The organism is Paraburkholderia sp. GAS38, from assembly GCF_050434965.1.
GTDB lineage: Bacteria > Pseudomonadota > Gammaproteobacteria > Burkholderiales > Burkholderiaceae > Paraburkholderia > Paraburkholderia phenazinium_A.
This window is the reverse complement of record NZ_JBNDJO010000002.1, coordinates 86318-103237: the sequence shown is the minus strand read 5'-3', so window position 1 is coordinate 103237 and position 16920 is coordinate 86318. Positions and strand designations below refer to the sequence as shown.

General features: G+C 63.4%; 16 protein-coding genes and 3 tRNA genes. 4 read left to right on the top strand and 15 right to left on the bottom strand.

Going from position 1 to position 16920, the window contains the following annotated elements; genetic code table 11:
* Window positions 1–105: 105 nt before the first annotated feature.
* The 8 genes from P3T42_RS04625 to uvrC form a co-directional block, all read right to left on the bottom strand.
* A complete protein-coding gene (locus P3T42_RS04625; RefSeq protein WP_429305293.1) occupies window positions 106–1086 on the bottom strand; it encodes a diguanylate cyclase domain-containing protein in 981 nt (326 codons plus the stop codon).
* Between the two features lie 280 nt (window positions 1087–1366).
* Complete coding sequence (locus tag P3T42_RS04620; RefSeq protein ID WP_429305292.1) at window positions 1367–2434, bottom strand: hypothetical protein; 1068 nt, start codon at window positions 2432–2434, stop codon at window positions 1367–1369.
* Window positions 2435–2785: 351 nt separating this feature from the next.
* Complete coding sequence (locus P3T42_RS04615) at window positions 2786–3535, bottom strand: TraB/GumN family protein (protein ID WP_074300305.1); 750 nt, start codon at window positions 3533–3535, stop codon at window positions 2786–2788.
* A 258-nt stretch (window positions 3536–3793) separates the two neighbouring features.
* Window positions 3794–3867 (bottom strand) — tRNA-Cys (locus P3T42_RS04610).
* A 114-nt stretch (window positions 3868–3981) separates the two neighbouring features.
* A tRNA-Gly gene (locus tag P3T42_RS04605) sits at window positions 3982–4057 on the bottom strand.
* A 65-nt stretch (window positions 4058–4122) separates the two neighbouring features.
* Window positions 4123–4198: transfer RNA gene (locus tag P3T42_RS04600), tRNA-Gly, on the bottom strand.
* A 144-nt stretch (window positions 4199–4342) separates the two neighbouring features.
* Window positions 4343–4936, bottom strand: a complete 594-nt coding sequence (gene pgsA / locus P3T42_RS04595) for a CDP-diacylglycerol--glycerol-3-phosphate 3-phosphatidyltransferase (RefSeq protein ID WP_074300306.1) — start codon at window positions 4934–4936, stop codon at window positions 4343–4345.
* 176 nt (window positions 4937–5112) lie between these two features.
* Window positions 5113–7398 (bottom strand): excinuclease ABC subunit UvrC, encoded by a 2286-nt coding sequence (uvrC, locus tag P3T42_RS04590; RefSeq protein ID WP_429305291.1) that lies wholly within the window; start codon window positions 7396–7398, stop codon window positions 5113–5115.
* A 112-nt stretch (window positions 7399–7510) separates the two neighbouring features.
* Between uvrC and earP the strand changes: the two genes are divergently transcribed.
* The gene (gene earP, locus P3T42_RS04585) at window positions 7511–8743 is read left to right on the top strand and encodes an elongation factor P maturation arginine rhamnosyltransferase EarP (protein WP_429305290.1); all 1233 of its coding nucleotides are present in this window, start codon (window positions 7511–7513) and stop codon (window positions 8741–8743) included.
* Here earP and P3T42_RS04580 read toward each other — a convergent pair.
* The gene (locus P3T42_RS04580) at window positions 8735–8962 is read right to left on the bottom strand and encodes a hypothetical protein (protein ID WP_143788466.1); all 228 of its coding nucleotides are present in this window, start codon (window positions 8960–8962) and stop codon (window positions 8735–8737) included. The two genes, earP and P3T42_RS04580, sit on opposite strands and share 9 nt — an antisense overlap.
* A gap of 34 nt (window positions 8963–8996) precedes the next feature.
* On the opposite strand from P3T42_RS04580, the gene efp reads away from it, so the two are divergent.
* From efp to P3T42_RS04565, 3 genes are all read left to right on the top strand, one after another.
* Window positions 8997–9554, top strand: a complete 558-nt coding sequence (gene efp, locus P3T42_RS04575) for an elongation factor P (RefSeq protein ID WP_074300308.1) — start codon at window positions 8997–8999, stop codon at window positions 9552–9554.
* Window positions 9555–9840: 286 nt separating this feature from the next.
* On the top strand, window positions 9841–10044 hold the full coding sequence (locus P3T42_RS04570; RefSeq protein WP_074300309.1) for a CsbD family protein: 204 nt from the start codon (window positions 9841–9843) through the stop codon (window positions 10042–10044).
* Window positions 10045–10157: 113 nt separating this feature from the next.
* Entirely contained in the window at window positions 10158–11540 is a 1383-nt protein-coding gene (locus tag P3T42_RS04565; protein ID WP_074300310.1) for a sigma-54-dependent transcriptional regulator, read from the top strand.
* Window positions 11541–11636: 96 nt separating this feature from the next.
* Here the strand turns inward: P3T42_RS04565 and nagZ are convergent, their stop codons facing one another.
* The 6 genes from nagZ to rnc are packed head-to-tail and all read right to left on the bottom strand — an operon-like array spanning window position 11637 to window position 16856.
* The gene (gene nagZ, locus P3T42_RS04560; RefSeq protein WP_074300311.1) at window positions 11637–12665 is read right to left on the bottom strand and encodes a beta-N-acetylhexosaminidase; all 1029 of its coding nucleotides are present in this window, start codon (window positions 12663–12665) and stop codon (window positions 11637–11639) included.
* A 56-nt stretch (window positions 12666–12721) separates the two neighbouring features.
* On the bottom strand, window positions 12722–13132 hold the full coding sequence (gene acpS / locus P3T42_RS04555; RefSeq protein WP_074301711.1) for a holo-ACP synthase: 411 nt from the start codon (window positions 13130–13132) through the stop codon (window positions 12722–12724).
* Between the two features lie 19 nt (window positions 13133–13151).
* Window positions 13152–13916: a pyridoxine 5'-phosphate synthase gene (gene pdxJ / locus P3T42_RS04550; RefSeq protein WP_074300312.1), complete on the bottom strand. Its 765-nt coding sequence runs from the start codon at window positions 13914–13916 to the stop codon at window positions 13152–13154.
* On the bottom strand, window positions 13913–14785 hold the full coding sequence (gene recO, locus P3T42_RS04545) for a DNA repair protein RecO (RefSeq protein WP_074300313.1): 873 nt from the start codon (window positions 14783–14785) through the stop codon (window positions 13913–13915). Before recO ends, pdxJ begins: the two co-directional genes overlap by 4 nt.
* Window positions 14772–15671 carry a GTPase Era gene (gene era, locus P3T42_RS04540; protein ID WP_429305289.1) on the bottom strand — a complete coding sequence of 300 codons (900 nt, stop codon included), beginning with the start codon at window positions 15669–15671 and terminating at the stop codon, window positions 14772–14774. Before era ends, recO begins: the two co-directional genes overlap by 14 nt.
* 54 nt (window positions 15672–15725) lie before the next feature.
* Entirely contained in the window at window positions 15726–16856 is a 1131-nt protein-coding gene (gene rnc, locus P3T42_RS04535) for a ribonuclease III (RefSeq protein WP_429305288.1), read from the bottom strand.
* Window positions 16857–16920 lie beyond the last annotated feature (64 nt).

The following is a 16920-nucleotide window of genomic DNA, read 5'->3' as shown; positions in this document are numbered from 1 at the left end:
TCAAAAGGAATGCGCCCGAACGGGCGGCGATGGCCGAATTATGCCGCGAATCGCGCGGGAGCATGGCAAGCCGCCCCTGCACCGCACGCGCGGCGCAGCGAGACATCAGACGCGCTGTCCCGCCTGCGCCTTCGACGCCCGCTTGTTGACGTACATCGCGGCATCGGCCGCGGCGAGCAGTTCGGCAATCGACGCATGGTCCTGCGGATCGTATTCGATCTGCCCGACGCTAAAGCGGATCTCGTAGCCGCGTTGCGCAGCCGAGTTATGTGCCGCGAGTTGCTCGTGCAGACGCCGGGTGACCGCGGCCGTCTCCGAGATGTTGGAATCGGTCAGCAGCGCCACGAATTCGTCGCCGCCCAGGCGGCCGATCACGTCGCTCTCGCGCAACGCGTCGCGCAGCACTTCGGCGAAACCCACCAGGGCACGGTCGCCCTCGGCATGACCGTAGGTATCGTTGATCGCCTTGAAATCGTTCAGGTCGAAAAACAGCAACGACGCGGGCCGGCTCATGCGCTTGCAGACATTGAGCGCATGCTGCGAAAGCGCTTCGAAACCGCGCCGGTTCGACAACTGCGTCAGCGGATCGAGCGTCGCCAGTTGAACCGCCGCCAGTTCTTCGCCCGCCATGCGGCCGAGATCGTGCAAGAGCGCGCGGTCTTCCTCGTCGAGTCCGCGCGGCTTGACGTCGATCAGGCACAGCGTGCCCAGCTTGCTGCCGTTCGGCACGGTCAGCGGGCACCCCGCGTAGAAGCGAATGCCGGGCTCCCCCGTCACCAGCGGATTGTCCTGGAAGCGCTCGTCCATCAACGTATCGGGCACCATCAGGATGTCGTCGTGGAGGATTGCGTGCGCGCAGAACGAGACGTCGCGCGACGTTTCACTGGCATCCAGACCCACACATGATTTGAACCACTGGCGGTTTTCGTCGACGAGGCTGACAAGCGCAATCGGCACGCCGAAGATGCGCCTCGCCAGCCGGGTCAGGCGGTCGAAACGCTCTTCAGCAGGAGTATCGAGGATGCTCAGCGTCCGCAAGGTGTTCAGGCGGGTGCTCTCGTTCGCGGGAATAGGAGGGACGAGCATGTCGGATTCCGTTGAGGGTTGGCCGTGGTCATAGTGTATAGCGGCAAATCGCGCCTGAGATTGAGTGCGGTTCGGATAACGCTCTCTTGCGAACGCGCAATCTTGACCGCGCAGGACGCGTATGGTGCGACGCGGGCGCCGAACAGAAACGACAAAGCCCCGACGAATCGGGGCTTTGCGTGATCTGAAGCAATCTTTACCGGAGGCTTGGCTCCCACATTCCGAGTGCCGGACGGCATTGGCGCCAAATAAATATAGAGACCATGCCGGTTAAAAGCGATTAAAAATTGAGTGCCGACTTGACGGATTGAAGCGCGGCGCTGTTCAGGAAAATATAGAAATTCGTCGGCGTTCCGCCTCCGGACGGTGCGACCTGAAGCGGTGTGCCGTCCTTGATCAAGGCGCCGGTATAAATGCCGCCATTGCTCTGATAGAAAACGCGGTACTCCGGGGTCGCCGTCGACAGCGCCGTGTTGGCGACCCACGCACGCACGCCGGCCACCGTTGTGATCTGGCCGGCGGCAAGCTGGTAGGTGGTGCCGTCCGTCGTGCTCGTGTAGGGGAAGAAATTCTCGAGCGTCGACACCGTGGTCGAACAGGGCGTGATGTTGGTGCCCGTCGTTGCCGGCGCGACGCAATCGCCGACGCCCAGCGTATTGCCGACCACCTGCCTGACCACCTTCACGTACGCCGACCCCGCCTGCCAGCTCGCCTGCAGGTTATAAAGCGATTGACCGTTGATGGAATCGGTCAGAAGGCCGAAGTCGCTGTCCGACACGAGTTCGCTCGGTGCGCCCGAGAGCAGCCCCGACAACGACACGGTCGTATAGCTGGTGCCCAGCAGGGTCTCGACAACGGTCTGGCCGTCCGTGGCGAGATAGTTCTCCTGCACGTTCGATCCCGAGTAGCTGACCTTCGCCTGATCGGGGACGGGCCTGACGAAGACCGAACCATTGACCAGATAGCGAACCGGGGTCAAAGAGGGAACCGAGAGCGTCGAAGCCACCGAGGTCTGCGTAAGCGTGACGGTTTGCGCGCCGTTCGCCGGACTGGCGGGAATGCTGGAATTGTCGCTATAAAAATAGCTGCTGGGACTGAGCGAAAGTACGCCGGTCGATGAAGTCGAAAAGCTCAGCTGTCCTGACAGATAGTGCAATCCGCCATTGCTCGCTAGCGCGATGCTTTCATAAGCCTGCTGCACGGCACTGATATTGGAGCCGCCCGAACCGTTGAACAACGGGTTCGGCGACGAACTCGAACCGCCGCCGCCACACCCGGCTGCCAGCACGGCCGACAAAGCAATGACGATTGCATGCCGCTTCCCCGAAAATCCGCCTTTATATTTCATTTGTCTTTGCTTTGTCTTTCGATTTGAATTGTTCGACTGGTTACCCCGTGATGGTCCGCCAGTCGACCCCGATTTATATTCGATGATGTGTTATGCCCCGCGCCGGCGCGGCGGCCGCGCCAGCCGTGTCGCCTGAACCTGAACCTGAACCTGAACCTGAACCTGAACCTGAACCTGAACCTGAACCTGATCAGGAACATACCCGACTATGGCAGAACTGGAAATATGCCAGTTTCCGGCCATCGTCCGATAGTGGTGAAAATATCGACGCGTGGAAAACTGGCTGATTGACGAGGGTGTGTGATATTCGAGCCGGGGCAATGGATCTTCGTGTGGGTGCGCAAACGTTAATCAATCAGTCAAAGGAACAGGCTCTACCGGATGCTGCAGACGCTCGATCAGATTGTCGGGCCCACATAAATGCAACGCGCCCACCACCACGAGCGTGCGCGCCGGACTATCCAACGCTTCCCGCACGCGCGGCGCCCAGGCAAGATTGCGTGCGTCGAGGATCGCGCTGCGAATGCCGGGCAGTGTGAACATCGGCGATTCGGCCGCCACGTCATAGACGCCCTGAAGATCGCGCTGCAGCCAGGCGGCCTGCATGCGCTCCAGCGTACGCTGAGGCTCGGTCAGATCGGCGAGCAGCAATTCGAGTCCGGTGCAGATGGCCGACAATGGGATCGACTCGAGCGATGCCACCACTTCATCGGCCGTCTCCAGAAAGCGGTACGGTTTCGCTTGCGCCGCGGCCTCTCTCAGCATCCTCGGTTCGACGCCTTCGACCACGCGCTGGCAAAGCGTCGGCGCGACCATCATCGCAGCCCACGGGCGCAGTTCGCCGAGCGGCGCCAATACGCCTGCGGAAGGCCATGTTGCGTCAAGGCGGCGCCACACTTCAGGCGGCAGCAGATGCTCGAGAGATTGACCGCCTTGCCGCTTCAGAAACGGCAAGATGGACTGCGCATCGGATTCGAAGACGAGCGTTTCCGCCCAGTCGAACGCTTGCGAGACCCACGCGGGTGTGCGCGGACTGGCGGCGGAAAACAGATGCATCGAGCCAAGCAGCCGGACCTGGGTGCCGGTGAGCTGTAAGTACATGGATGGGGGTCTGCGGGTTCGGGAGATGACTGACAGTATTTCATACGCGGTGGGCGAGGCGTTGGTTGATGCATGCTCGCTGCGTTGCTGTTTCGCTGACAGACTGTGTGTCCTGCTGCCGGAGATTCGCAGCCGTGCATGTGCTTGCTTTGCTGCGCGCCCTTGCATGCCGCTCACAAGGTGCAAGCGTTGCACTTCGAAGAAACCCCGCGCCGAAAAAAGAAAAGCCCCGACAAGTCGGGGCTTTTCTTTAACTGCTGGAGGCGCGAGCCGGAGTCGAACCGGCCTAAACGGCTTTGCAGGCCGCTGCATAACCGATTTGCTATCGCGCCATAAGCGGACTGCTGAACCGTCGCAACAAGTTGCGTGTACAACGGGTTCGCAGATTTGTTCGATGGCCGGTTAGTCCACCAAACAAAAAGGGAAGCGTTGCTTCCCCGAATGTCTGGAGCGGGAGACGAGTCTCGAACTCGCGACCTCAACCTTGGCAAGGTTGCGCTCTACCAACTGAGCTACTCCCGCATGGTCCTGCTATACAACGTTTTGCTACTGTCACACTTGCCACACAAAACGCTGCTTCAAAAATTTGGAGCGGGAGACGAGTCTCGAACTCGCGACCTCAACCTTGGCAAGGTTGCGCTCTACCAACTGAGCTACTCCCGCGTTTTGCTGCTACTTTTCACTGCTTGACTACCGTACTGCGGCCCCGGTGTTCAGAACTGCGTGCATCGGAGAAACGAGATTATGTATAAAGCGCTGAAACGTGTCAACCCCTTTCACACGGGTCTTTAACGGAACAGTTTTCGCTCACACGATCCCGCCCCGTTCACGAATCTGCGGCCACGCGAGCTTCATGTAGTAGAGCATCGACCAGATCGTCAGGAACGCGGCCAGCAAGATGAGCCACATGCCCCACACGCGCGTATCGATCGTCACACCCGGCGCGATCGGCACCGGACCATAGAGCAGCAGCATCGGAATCGCGATCATCTGGCAGGTGGTCTTGAACTTGCCCAACGAATTCACCGCCACACTCTTCGAGGCGCCGATCTGCGCCATCCATTCGCGCAACGCCGAAATCGCGATCTCGCGGCCTACGATCACCAGCGCAATCGCCGAATCGAGCCGCGTCAGTTGCACCAGCACCAGCAGCGCCGCCGTCACCATCAGCTTGTCGGCCACCGGATCGAGGAACGCGCCGAACGCTGAGGTCTGGTTCCATTTGCGGGCCAGGTAGCCGTCGAACCAGTCGGTCAGCGCCGCGAGGATGAATACCGTCGCGGCCGCGAGATTGCGGTGCGCGGGGCTCATCATCATGTCGGGCAAATAAAACACGCCGACGACGAGCGGAATCAGAACAATCCGCAGCCACGTCAGGAAAATCGGGAAATTAAACGGCATGGGCAGGCGCAGCGTCTGACAAGGGAGTTGCAATTGTGCCGTGTCATAAGGCCTGCCACAAGCAAACAGGCCGCAAACCGGGGCGAACAGGACGCAAACTGACGGCAAGGTGGCGCGCGGGCGGCATTTCACTGTCAAGGCGCGGCCAACGTGGGCCACGCCGGCCTCAAACGCAGTCAGTGCAACTGCCGATAGATCTGCTCGGCCAGCGAACGGGAAATCCCTTCGACACTGGCAAGATCGTCGACGCTCGCCGCCACCACGCCGCGCAGTCCGCCAAAGCGCGCAAGCAGGCGCTGACGGCGCTTTGCGCCCACGCCTTCGAGTTCTTCGAGGCGCGAGGTTTGCCGCGTCTTGCCGCGCTTCGCACGCATGCCGGTGATGGCGAAACGGTGCGCCTCGTCGCGAATCTGCGCGACCAGCATCAAGGCCGCGCTCTCCTTGCCGAGTTCGAGCGGCGCGCGGCCGTCCGCGAAGATCAGCGTTTCGAGACCAACCTTGCGCCCCTCTCCCTTCGCCACGCCGACCAGCATCCCGCAATCGAGACCCACTTCAGTGAACACCTGGCGCGCGATCTCCACCTGGCCTTTGCCGCCGTCGATCAGCACGATATTCGGCAATAGACCGCCCGCGGCCGGCTCGGGCGCATCGACCGCGAGCGCGGGGTCGAGCGCCAGCGACGGATCGGACGCGGGTTGCTCGATCGCCTGCTCGGCGGCGTTCGCCGCGGCCTGTGCGACCATCTTTTCATAGCGGCGCGTGAGCACCTGGCGCATGGCGGCGTAATCGTCGCCCGGCGTGATGCCCGTGATGTTGTAGCGCCGGTACTCCGACGACTGCATCTTGTGATGGTGATAGACCACGCACGACGCCTGGGTCGCCTCGCCCATCGTATGGCTGATGTCGAAGCATTCGATGCGCAGATGCGCGAGGTCGTCGCACTCGAGACCGAGCGTGTCGGCGAGCGAACGCGTGCGAGACTGCTGCGAGCCCTGTTCCGAGAGCAGGCGCGCGAGTGCGAGCCGCGCGTTCTGCTCGGCCATCGCCAGCCACGCGCGCTTTTGCCCCTGGGGCTGGCGCAACACGGTGACCTTGTGACCCGCCTGCTCGATCAGCAGGTCGACCAGTTCCCGATTGGACGGCGCGTGACTCACGACCAGCACCGGCGGCACACGATTGCCGAGGTAGTGTTGTGCGATGAAGGCTTCGAGGACTTCCGATTCGATACCGGTTACGCGGCGGCGCGCAGGTTTGCGGGAGCTTGTCGACGCGGCTTCGTCTGTTTCATCGGCTTCCCCGGAAGCGGATTCATCAATGGCATCGTCAGCGGACGCATCCACTTCGTCCAATGCTTCGTCATCTACGCCATCCACGTCATCCGTCTCAGGCGGCAACTCCTGCGCAATCGCCAGCGCATCCGCCGTGTGATCGGCATCCGTTGCGGCAGCCCTGCGCTTCGCCGCCACACTCGCCAACGACGCCTCCTCTGCCACCCTCAGCCCTTGCGCGACCACCGCCTTCAGCACGCCTTGCGCATCGGCATCGCCGTCGTCCAGACCGCCCTCGTCCGCAGTCAACGCGCTTTCCACGTGCGACGGGAAATAAGCCTTGTCGCCCAGATGTCGGCCGCCGCGCACCATCGCCAGGTTCACGCACACGCGTCCGCCGAGCGCGACCACCGCGAGAATGTCGACGTCGCTGTCGCTGCCCACTTCGATGGCCTGCTGATGCAGCACCGTCGACAGCGAGCTCATCTGGTTGCGCACCGCCGCCGCCTGCTCGAACTTCAGCTCGGCGGCGAACGCGTGCATCTTCTCCTCGAGCTCGCTCATCACTTCGCTTTGCCGGCCAAGCAGAAAACGCGAGGCATTGGCGACGTCGCGCGCGTAATCCTCCTCGTTGATCGCGCCGACGCACGGCGCCGTGCAGCGTCCAATCTGATGCAGCAGACAAGGCCGCGTACGGTTGTTGAACACCGAGTCTTCGCAGGTACGCAACTGGAACACGCGCTGCAGGATCTGGATGCTCTCGCGCACGGCCCACGCGCTCGGGAACGGTCCGAAGTACTGGTTCTTGCGATCCACCGAACCGCGGTAGTAAGCCATGCGCGGAAATGTGTGGCCGGTCAGCTTCAGGTACGGGTACGACTTGTCGTCGCGAAACAGGATGTTGTAGCGCGGCGCGAGCGCCTTGATCAGATTGTTTTCGAGCAGGAGCGCCTCGGCCTCGGAACGCGTGACCGTGGTCTCGATGCGGACAATCCGCGTCACCATCATCGCAATACGCGGCGACAGCAGCGTCTTCGTGAAGTAGCTCGAGACGCGCTTTTTCAGATCGCGCGCCTTGCCCACGTACAGCACGGCCCCCTGCGCGTCGTAATAACGATAGACGCCGGGCAGATGCGGCAACTGGGCGAGCACCTTCTTTGGCTCGAATGCTTCGGAAGCTTCAGAATCGGTCATGCAGAATCGGGCTGAGCCCCGCGTCTGGATTCACGCGGAGAGTGGGGTGAGTGCTTTAGAATCGCCAGTTTAGAACATTCCGCACGCGTCCGAGACCCGGATGCCGGCCACCATGTCCTCCGCGCGCCCTTCCGCTCCGCCGCCGCATCCCGTTTCGCCCGCCACGCCGTCCCCGACGGCACCTTCGGAGACGAGCGGCGCCATTGCCTGCGACCTGTTTTGCGCCGTCATCGACAACTTCGGCGATATCGGCGTCTGCTGGCGTCTCGCGCGTCAACTGACGAGCGAGCACGGCTGGCAGGTGCGCATCTTCGTCGACGATCTGCACGCGTTCCAGAAGCTCTGCCCCGCGCTCGCCGTCGACCGCAGCCGCCAGGCGGTGAGCGGCATCGTCATCGAATACTGGCGCGAACCGGCACACGCGGGCGACACGCTCGAAGTGGCGGACGTCGTGATCGAAGCGTTCGGCTGCGAACTGCCGCACGTCTACGTCGCGGCGATGGCGCGCCGCGAGCGCGCCCCGGTATGGCTGAACCTGGAATACCTGAGCGCCGAAGACTGGGTCGCGGACTTTCATCTGCGCCAGTCGCCGCACCCGCGCTATCCGCTGACGAAGACATTCTTCTTCCCGGGCCTCGGTGCAGGGACCGGCGGCGTGCTGAAGGAACACCATCTGGACGCCGCACGCGCCGCCTTCGAAGCGTCGCCGCAAGCACGCGACGCCTGGTGGCGTCACACGACCGGCCAGCCGGCGCCCACTCCGGACGCCACCGTCATTTCGCTGTTCGCCTATGAAAACCCCGCGGTCGACAGCCTGCTCGAACAATGGCGCGACGGCCCGGACCCTGTGGTGCTGCTGGTGCCGGAAGGGCGGATTTCGGGTGCGCTTGCGCGCTTTTTCGGCCTGCCGTCGTTCGCGGCGAGTTCGCATGCCGAACGCGGCAAGCTGCGCGCTCACGCGCTGGCCTTCACCGACCAGCCCGGCTACGACGCGCTGCTATGGGCCAGCCACCTCAACTTCGTGCGGGGCGAAGACTCTTTTGTGCGGGCCCAATGGGCGGCCCGCCCATTCGTCTGGCATATCTATCCGCAGGCCGACGACGCCCACCTGCCGAAGCTCGACGCCGCCCTCGCCCACTACGCCGATTCCCTGCCCGCCGAGTCCCGCGCAGCGCTGGCGCGCTTCTGGCACGCCTGGAACGGCGTCGGCCAGCCGGACTGGGCCGATTTTCAGCGCCATCGCGCGGTTTTCGAGCGGCGCGCGGTGCAATGGGCGCAGGAGCTGGCGGCCCTTGGCGACCTCGCCGGAAATCTGGCCGTATTCGCAAAAAGTCAGTTAAAATAAGCGGTTATCCAACGGCCGACGACGCAAGCGCGGCACGATGGCGGCGGCGAACCCCGGCACCGGAAGGTGCTTCTTCACGGAAACCGGGTCGTCCTCGCGCATCGGCGCCACTCGTGTACGCGCCCGCTCCGGGTAAAACAGGTTATCGGAAGGTGACGAGCCGCGGGCAAACAGCAGCAACAGGTGCCTTACCCGCTTGCGCCGTATGCCGTTGAGCACAGTTGAAGCTACTTATTTCGTACAGGACAGTTTTATGAAGACCGCACAGGAACTCCGCACCGGCAACGTCGTGATGATCGGCGCAGACGCGATGGTCGTGCAAAAGGCCGAATACAACAAATCGGGCCGCAACTCCGCCGTCGTCAAGATGAAGTTCAAGAACCTGCTGACCGGCGCAGGCATGGAAACGGTGTACAAGGCCGACGACAAGTTCGACGTCGTTCTGCTGGATCGCAAGGAAGTGACCTACTCGTACTTCGCTGACCCGATGTACGTATTCATGGACGCCGACTACAACCAGTTCGAAGTCGAAGCCGAAATGATGGGCGACGCGCTGAACTACCTCGAAGACGGCATGGCTTGCGAAGTCGTGTTCTACAACGAGAAGGCTATTTCGGTCGAACTGCCGACCACCCTGGTCCGCGAAATCATCTACACGGAACCGGCTGTCAAGGGCGACACGTCGTCGGGCAAGGTGCTGAAGACCGCCAAGCTGCAAACCGGCTACGAACTGCAAGTGCCGCTCTTCTGCAACATCGGCGACAAGATCGAAATCGACACGCGTACCCACGAGTACCGCAGCCGCGCTTAAAAGCAACCAAGCGCCGCCCTGCAAGGCCGTCCCCGCGACTCGCGGGAAGCGCGGCCGAATTAAAAAGCGCCCCTTTGGGCGCTTTTTCTTTTTTCCGCGACCGTGTATGGTTGAGGAAAACTTTACCGGTACTGTTTTCGATTTTTCCAATCCCAATGCATTCCGGGCGCCTCCACGGGCGACAAACCATTGATAAGCTTAAGTAATTGCTAATGGCACGCTCCCTGCTAATAGAAGAATATCGGCCTCCCAAGGCCTTTCTTCTTTCTCACTACGGAGATGCGCTATGAATAACGACATCGCTGAAGGCAAGTGGAAGCAGATTATCGGCAAAGCGAAAACCGCGTGGGGCGAACTGACGGACGACGAGTTGACGAAGGCCGAAGGCCGCGCCGACAAGCTCGCCGGGCTGATTCAGGAGCGCTACGGCAAGACTCGCGAAGAAGCCGTGCGTGAAGTGAACCGCTTTTTCGATATGTACCGGGACTAACACCGCGCGTGGCGCCGTATTCCGCAAGGAACAGCGCCGGCCAACGCACCCCGCACGGCGTCAGATTCATGGCGCCAGGACGGGGTCTCCATCCACCTAAAATTGCGCTCGCCATGCCACACGCCCTGATTGTCGAAGACGATCCCAATAGCCTGTCAGGCCTGTCCGCGATCCTCGCAGCCGACGGCTTTTCGGTCGACACCGCGACGACGCTCGCCGAAGCGCGCGCGGCGCTGACGCGCTTCATCCCCGACGTCGTGCTGGTCGACCTGAACCTGCCTGACGGCAGCGGCCTCGACCTGCTCCAGCATCTGCCTGCGCAACCGCCCGGCGGCGCCCTGCCCGTCATCGTGATGACCGGCAATGCCACCGTCGAAAGCGCCATTGAAGGTCTGCGGCACGGCATCTGGGATTACCTGCTCAAGCCCGTCAACATTCCGCGTCTGCGCAGCCTGCTCGCACGCATTCCGCGTCCGTACGAGCTGACCGAAGAAGTTCAGACCCTGCGTGCGACCTTGCGCCAGTTGGGCCGCTTCGGGCCCATGCTCGGCAGAAGCGGCGCGATCCAGCACGTGTACGACCTGATCGAACACAACGCGCCCACCGAGGCCGCCGTGCTGATCTCCGGCGAAGCCGGCACCGGCAAGGAAGTCACCGCGCGCACGCTGCACGAGATGAGCCGGCGCCGCAAAGGGCCGTTCGTGACGTTCGATTGCCGTTCGGCGGCCCAGCTCGCCGCGAACCGCTCGCTCGACAGCGTCCTGTTCGGCCACGAACGCGGCGCGTTCAACGGCGCCGAGCAACGCGAACAGGGCCTGTTCGAACAGGCGAGCGGCGGCACGCTCTTTATCGACGAGATCGCCGAATTGCCGCGCCCGCAACAGGAAGCGCTCTTGCGGGCCCTCGATTCGCAGACCTTCATGCGGGTCGGCGGCACGCATCAGGTAGTCACGGATTTCCGGCTGATCGCGTCGACCCGCAAGTCGCCGCGCGCGGCGGTGGCCGATGGCAGCCTTCACGAAGATCTCGCGCTGCGCCTCGACGCAGCGGCCGTGGCGCTGCCGCCGCTGCGCGAACGCGGCGACGATGCCGCGCTGTTTGCGCAGGCGCTGGTCGACGAGCTGAATCGCGAGGCGAGCGCTCGCGGCATCACCGATGCGACCAAGCAGGTCGGGCCGAATTTCCTGCGCGAGTGCCTCTCGTATGAATGGCCGGGCAATGTGCGCGAATTGCAGGAACGCGTGCGGCGCGCCTATCAGGCCTCGGGCGACGTGCTCGAAACATTGCGCGCCGACGAGGCCGGCTCGGCCGGCGGCCGCGACCTGAACGGCAGCCGCGTGCAGGTGACGGTCGGTACGCCGCTCGCGGATGTGGAGGAGATGCTGATCCGCGCGACGCTCGATGCTGTCGGCGGTACGCGGCACCGCGCCGCGTCGCTGCTGGGGATCAGTCCCAAGACGCTCTACAACAAGCTGCAGCGGATGCGTCTGAACTGAGCGGGCGAAGCCTAAAAAAAACGGCCGAAGGCGGTGCGATAGCGCCGCCTTCGGCCGTTTTACTTCGCGCTGCGTGTTGAGTACTCAGGCGAGTACTCAGGCAAACGCGCTGCGCAACAGCGCCTGAGCCTGCAGATACTCGGGCTCGGCCACCAGCTTGCTCCACTTGAGCGCCTTGCCGCGCGGGCGCATCCGCTTGAGGCGCGCCTGCGATTCCTTCGACGGCGCGAAGCGCAACGCGTCGAGCACCTTCTCCGCTTCCTCAGGCTGATTGCAGATCAGCACCATGTCGCATCCCGCGTGCAGGGCCGCGCTCGCCGCTTCGGTCAGCGTGCCGCCCTGGCGCGCGGCCTCCATCGACAGGTCGTCGCTGAAGATGGCGCCCGGGAAACGCAGCTTGCCGCGCAACACGTCTTCCAGCCAGACCTTCGAGAAACCGGCCGGCCTGGAATCGACCTGCGAATAGATCACATGCGCAGGGATCACCGATGCCAGCGCGAGGCCAAGCCAGTCGTACGGGGCAACGTCGTCGCGCAGAATCGCCTCGAGCGGACGATCGTCCACCGGCATCGCAACATGCGAGTCCGCAGTGGCGAAACCGTGTCCGGGAAAATGCTTGCCGCAATTGGCCATGCCCGCCAGCGCGAGACCGTGATTCAGACTCTTCGCGAGCATCGCAACCACGCGCGGATCGCGATGGAATGCGCGGTCGCCGATCACCTGCGACTGGCCGTAGTTCAGATCGAGCACCGGCGTAAAGCTCATGTCGATCCCGCAGGCACGCAATTCGGCGGCGAGGATGTAGCCCACCGCCGTGGTGACCTTGGTGGCGTGCAGCACATCCGAGTCCCACAGCGCGCCGAGCTTGCCCATGGCCGGCAGCACCGTGAAACCGTCGGTACGGAAGCGCTGCACGCGGCCGCCTTCGTGATCGACAGCGATCAGCAGGTCTTCGCGTACCGCGCGGATCGCATCGGTCAGCGCAATCAGTTGCGCACGGTTCTCGTAGTGGCGCGCGAACAGGATCACGCCGCCGGTCATCGGATGCGCGAGACGGCGCTTGTCGTCGTCGCTCAGCGTTTTGCCGACCACGTCGAGCATCACCGGTCCGGGATTGGTTTTCATCGAATTCCGCAAGAAAAAGAAGAAGGCGCGGGTTGCCGACCCCGCGCCGGGATAAGTCAGGGGGCAGCAGGGTCCGCCGTCTCGGCGATCACGAACGACACGGCATAGTCGTGCTCGTCGCTGATCGTGACCCGGGCGGTGATGCCGCGAGCGGTCAGCCATTCGGCCAGTTCGCCCGAGGCGACCACCATCGGCTTGCCGCTCGCTTCATTGAGCGTCTGCAGCGCACGCCAGGTCATCGGCCAGCGCATGCCGAGTCCGATCGCTTTAGAGAACGCTTCCTTCGCCGAAAAACGGGTGGCGAGAAACGCGAGTCCACGCACGGCCGAGCGGGCCTGGCGCGCGTGATAGATCTTCAGCTCGTCCGGGCCAAGCACCTTCTCGGCGAAGCGCCCGTTGGTGCGGGTCATCACCGCCGCCACGCGGCTCACCTGGACGATATCGGTGCCGATGCCGTAGATTGCCATGCTTAACGACGCGGCGGCGTTAAGCGCGCGCCGCGAGACGCGCGGCAACCATGATCGCCTTCATCTCGCGCACGGCGTTATCCCAGCCGGCGAAAATCGCATGCGCGACGATCGCGTGGCCGATATTCAGCTCGACAATGCCGTCGATCGCCGCGATCTGCTGGACGTTCGTGTAGTGCAGGCCATGGCCCGCGTTCACCTTGATGCCGAGCGACAGGCCGAATTCGACGCTGCGCACCACGCGCTCGTACTCGCGCTGTTGTTCGGCCGGATCGTGCGCTTCGGCATAGCGGCCGGTGTGCAGCTCGATCACCGGCGCGCCGGCTTCGTGCGCGGCGCGGATCTGCGTTTCGTCCGGATCGATGAAGAGCGACACGCGCGAGCCCACCTCAGCGAGTTGCTTGCAGGCGGCGCGTACGGCTTCGAACTGGCCGGCGACATCGAGTCCGCCTTCTGTCGTCAGTTCTTCGCGCTTTTCCGGCACGAGGCAGACATCATGCGGTTTCACTTCACAAGCGATGTCGAGCATCTCCTGCGTGACCGCGCATTCGAGGTTCATGCGCGTCTTAAGCAACGGACGCAGCGTGCGCACGTCGGCGTCGACGATATGCCGGCGGTCCTCGCGCAGATGTAGCGTGATCGCATCGGCGCCGGCCGCTTCGGCGTCGAGCGCCGCGCGGATCGGGTCCGGATAGGACGTGCCGCGCGCATTGCGCAGCGTAGCGACGTGATCGATATTCACGCCCAGGTCGATCACATTAGGCGACGTAAGAAAGAAGCTCATAAGTTCTGCAAGTCGATCAGGATCTGGCGCGTCGCGAGCGGCGTGCCGCCAAGGTAAGTGTTGAGCAGAAAGCGCATCAGCGTCTTGCTTTGCGCCACGGTCTGAGGACGATGGTAATCGTCCGCTTCCATATCGAGCAAGGTCTGGCCGGCAATCACCGGCCATTGCGCGGGCAGATCGTCGGAGGCGTCACGCACGCCGCGCTCGGGATCGAACACGTAGCGGCCTTCCGCCACGACCGCCTTGCGCGCCACCGTCCGGTTCAGCGCCATGGCGTAGCCGGTCTCGCGCAGCAGCACGCGCTCGAACGAACGCAGCACCTGCACGGCCGGCTCATCATGCGCGAGACGTGCGAGTGTGACCACGTAGTGTTGAAAGAGTTGCGGATGGGGATCTTCGCGGCCGCAGAACTTGACCAGCAGTTCGTTGACGTAGAACCCGCACAGGAGCGCGTCGCCGGCGAGCGGCAGCATGCCGCCTACCCACTCGGCGCCGGTCAGCGTGCGCAATTCGGATTTGCCGGACCACGAAAGCGCGAGCGGCTGGAAGGTTTGCAGCACGCCGCGCAAGGCGGAGTGCGGGCGCTTGGCGCCTTTCGCCACCAGGGCGAGGCGGCCATGATCGCGCGTCAGGACGTCGATGATCAGACTGGTCTCGCGATGCGGATAGCTATGCAGCACGAAAGCCGGCTGTTCGGTGATCTTGTACTCGGAGCCGGAACTGCGCGACGGCCGGCGCGCGGGCGCCTTGCGCGCTTCGCCAGACTTCGCTGCGCGAGCCTTCGATGGCTCGCGCGCCGGCGCGTCCGGCTCGGCGTCGTCCGGTTCAGCGTCGGGTTGCAGCGTCATCCATGCGTCATTCGTACCCATACGCACGGAGTCCGGCTTCGTTGTCCGCCCAGCCACTCTTCACCTTGATGAAGGTTTCCAGATACACCGGACCGTCGAACAGCTTTTCCATGTCGAGGCGCGCTTCGGTGCTGATCTGCTTCAGCTTGGCGCCCTTCTGGCCGATGATCATCGCCTTGTGCATGTCGCGCTCCACCATGATGGTGGCGAAAATGCGGCGCAGACGCCCTTCCGTTTCGAACTTGTCGATCAGCACCGTGCTGGTATACGGCAGTTCGTCGCCGGTCCAGCGGAAGACTTTTTCGCGCAGGATTTCGGCGGCGAGAAAGCGCTCGCTGCGGTCGGTCAGATCGTCTTCGCCGTAGATCGGCGCACCTTCCGGCAGGAACGGCTTGACGGTCGCCATCAGGCGCTTGATGTCGTCCAGATTCTTGGCGGACAGCGGCACGATCTCCTTGAACTGGCGCAGCGCGCTCACCTGCTGCATGAACGGAAACAGCGAATCCTTATCCGAGACGCGATCGAGCTTGTTGGCGATCAGCAGCGTCGGTACCGACGGCGGGATCAGGTCGAGCACTTTCTGATCGTCCGGACCGAAACGGCCTGCTTCAATCACGAACAGGATCGCGTCGACCGAGGTCAGCGTGGAGGTGACCGCGCGATTGAGCGAGCGGTTCAGCGCGCCACTGTGCTTGGTCTGAAAACCCGGTGTGTCGACGAAGATGTACTGCGCGTCTTCGAGTGTATGAATGCCGGTGATGCGATGACGCGTGGTCTGCGCCTTGCGCGACGTGATGCTGACTTTCTGGCCGACCAGCGCGTTCATCAGCGTGGACTTGCCGACGTTGGGGCGGCCGACGATCGCGACCATGCCGCAGCGAAAACCAGTGGGGGTGGAAGCGTTCATATTAGGCTACGGCAAGTTCGTGAGGACGCGCGACGATGCGCGCGTCCCATGACATCAGTGGCCCGCATCGGCGACGCGCGTTTGCACCGCGTCGGCAATGCCGGGTTCGAGTTCGGCAGGCTCCGCCACGCCAGGCGCGGGTTCGCGGCTACGGGATGCGGCGGGTTTGTCGGTGCTGCGTGAATGGGCGTCGGCTTTATCGGTCTTGTCGGCTTTGTCGGTCTTATCCGACTTGTCCTTCTCCGGCCCTGCCTGGTTGCTGTATTCGACGTGGGCGGCGCGGATCACGGCGAGCGGCGCGACAACCGGCGCCGCGGTGGCCGCCGGACGCTCGGCCAAAGCCTCGGCGACGGTGGCTTTCGGCTCGCCGCGCGCGTGGCGCTCGGTCTTGCGATCGGGCGCGCGCAGGTCGAGCGCGGTCTGCACACCGGTCACGCCGGGGACGATCTCCGGTTCGGCGTGCTTCGCCGCCCGGGCGCCCTTCGAGCGCTTCGGCTTGGCGACCACGGCGGGCGCGGCCGCCATTACCTCGTCGAGCGCCTTCTTGGCAGCCGCCTGCTCGGCCGCGCGACGACTGGCGCCGGAACCGGACACCTTTACTTCGAGCTTCGGAACCGTGCACTCGACTTCAAACTGCTGATTGTGCGCCGCACCATGCGTGGCGACGACGGTATAGGTGGGCAAGGCGATCTTGTGGCCCTGCAGGTATTCCTGCAGCAGCGTCTTGGAGTCCTTGCCGAGCGTGCGCGGGTCGATATGGTCGAGAATCGGCACATAGAGCCGCTTGATGACCGTCTGCGCGGCGTCGAAGCCACCGTCCAGGAAGATGGCGCCCAGAATGGCTTCGAGCGTGTCAGCGAGGATGGACGGGCGGCGGAAGCCGCCGCTGCGCAGTTCGCCCTCGCCCAGCCGCAGGCCGTCCGAAATATTCAGGGCCTGAGCAATTTCGTAAAGCGACTGCTGTTTGACCAGATTCGCGCGGACGCGCGACAGGTCGCCTTCGTCCAGTTTGCCGAAACGTTGGAACAATAGCGCAGCCACCGCGCAGTTCAGAACGGAGTCGCCGAGAAACTCGAGCCGTTCGTTATGCGTGGCGCTGTGACTGCGGTGAGTTAAAGCCTGGCGCAACAATTCCGCATTGCGAAATTCGTAGCGCAAACGGCTTTCCAACGGAGATAGGGGCATGTGCAGAGTATAACGCGGGCGCCAGCCCCGGCGAAAACGCGGGACGGCCAACGGAAAAAGCGTA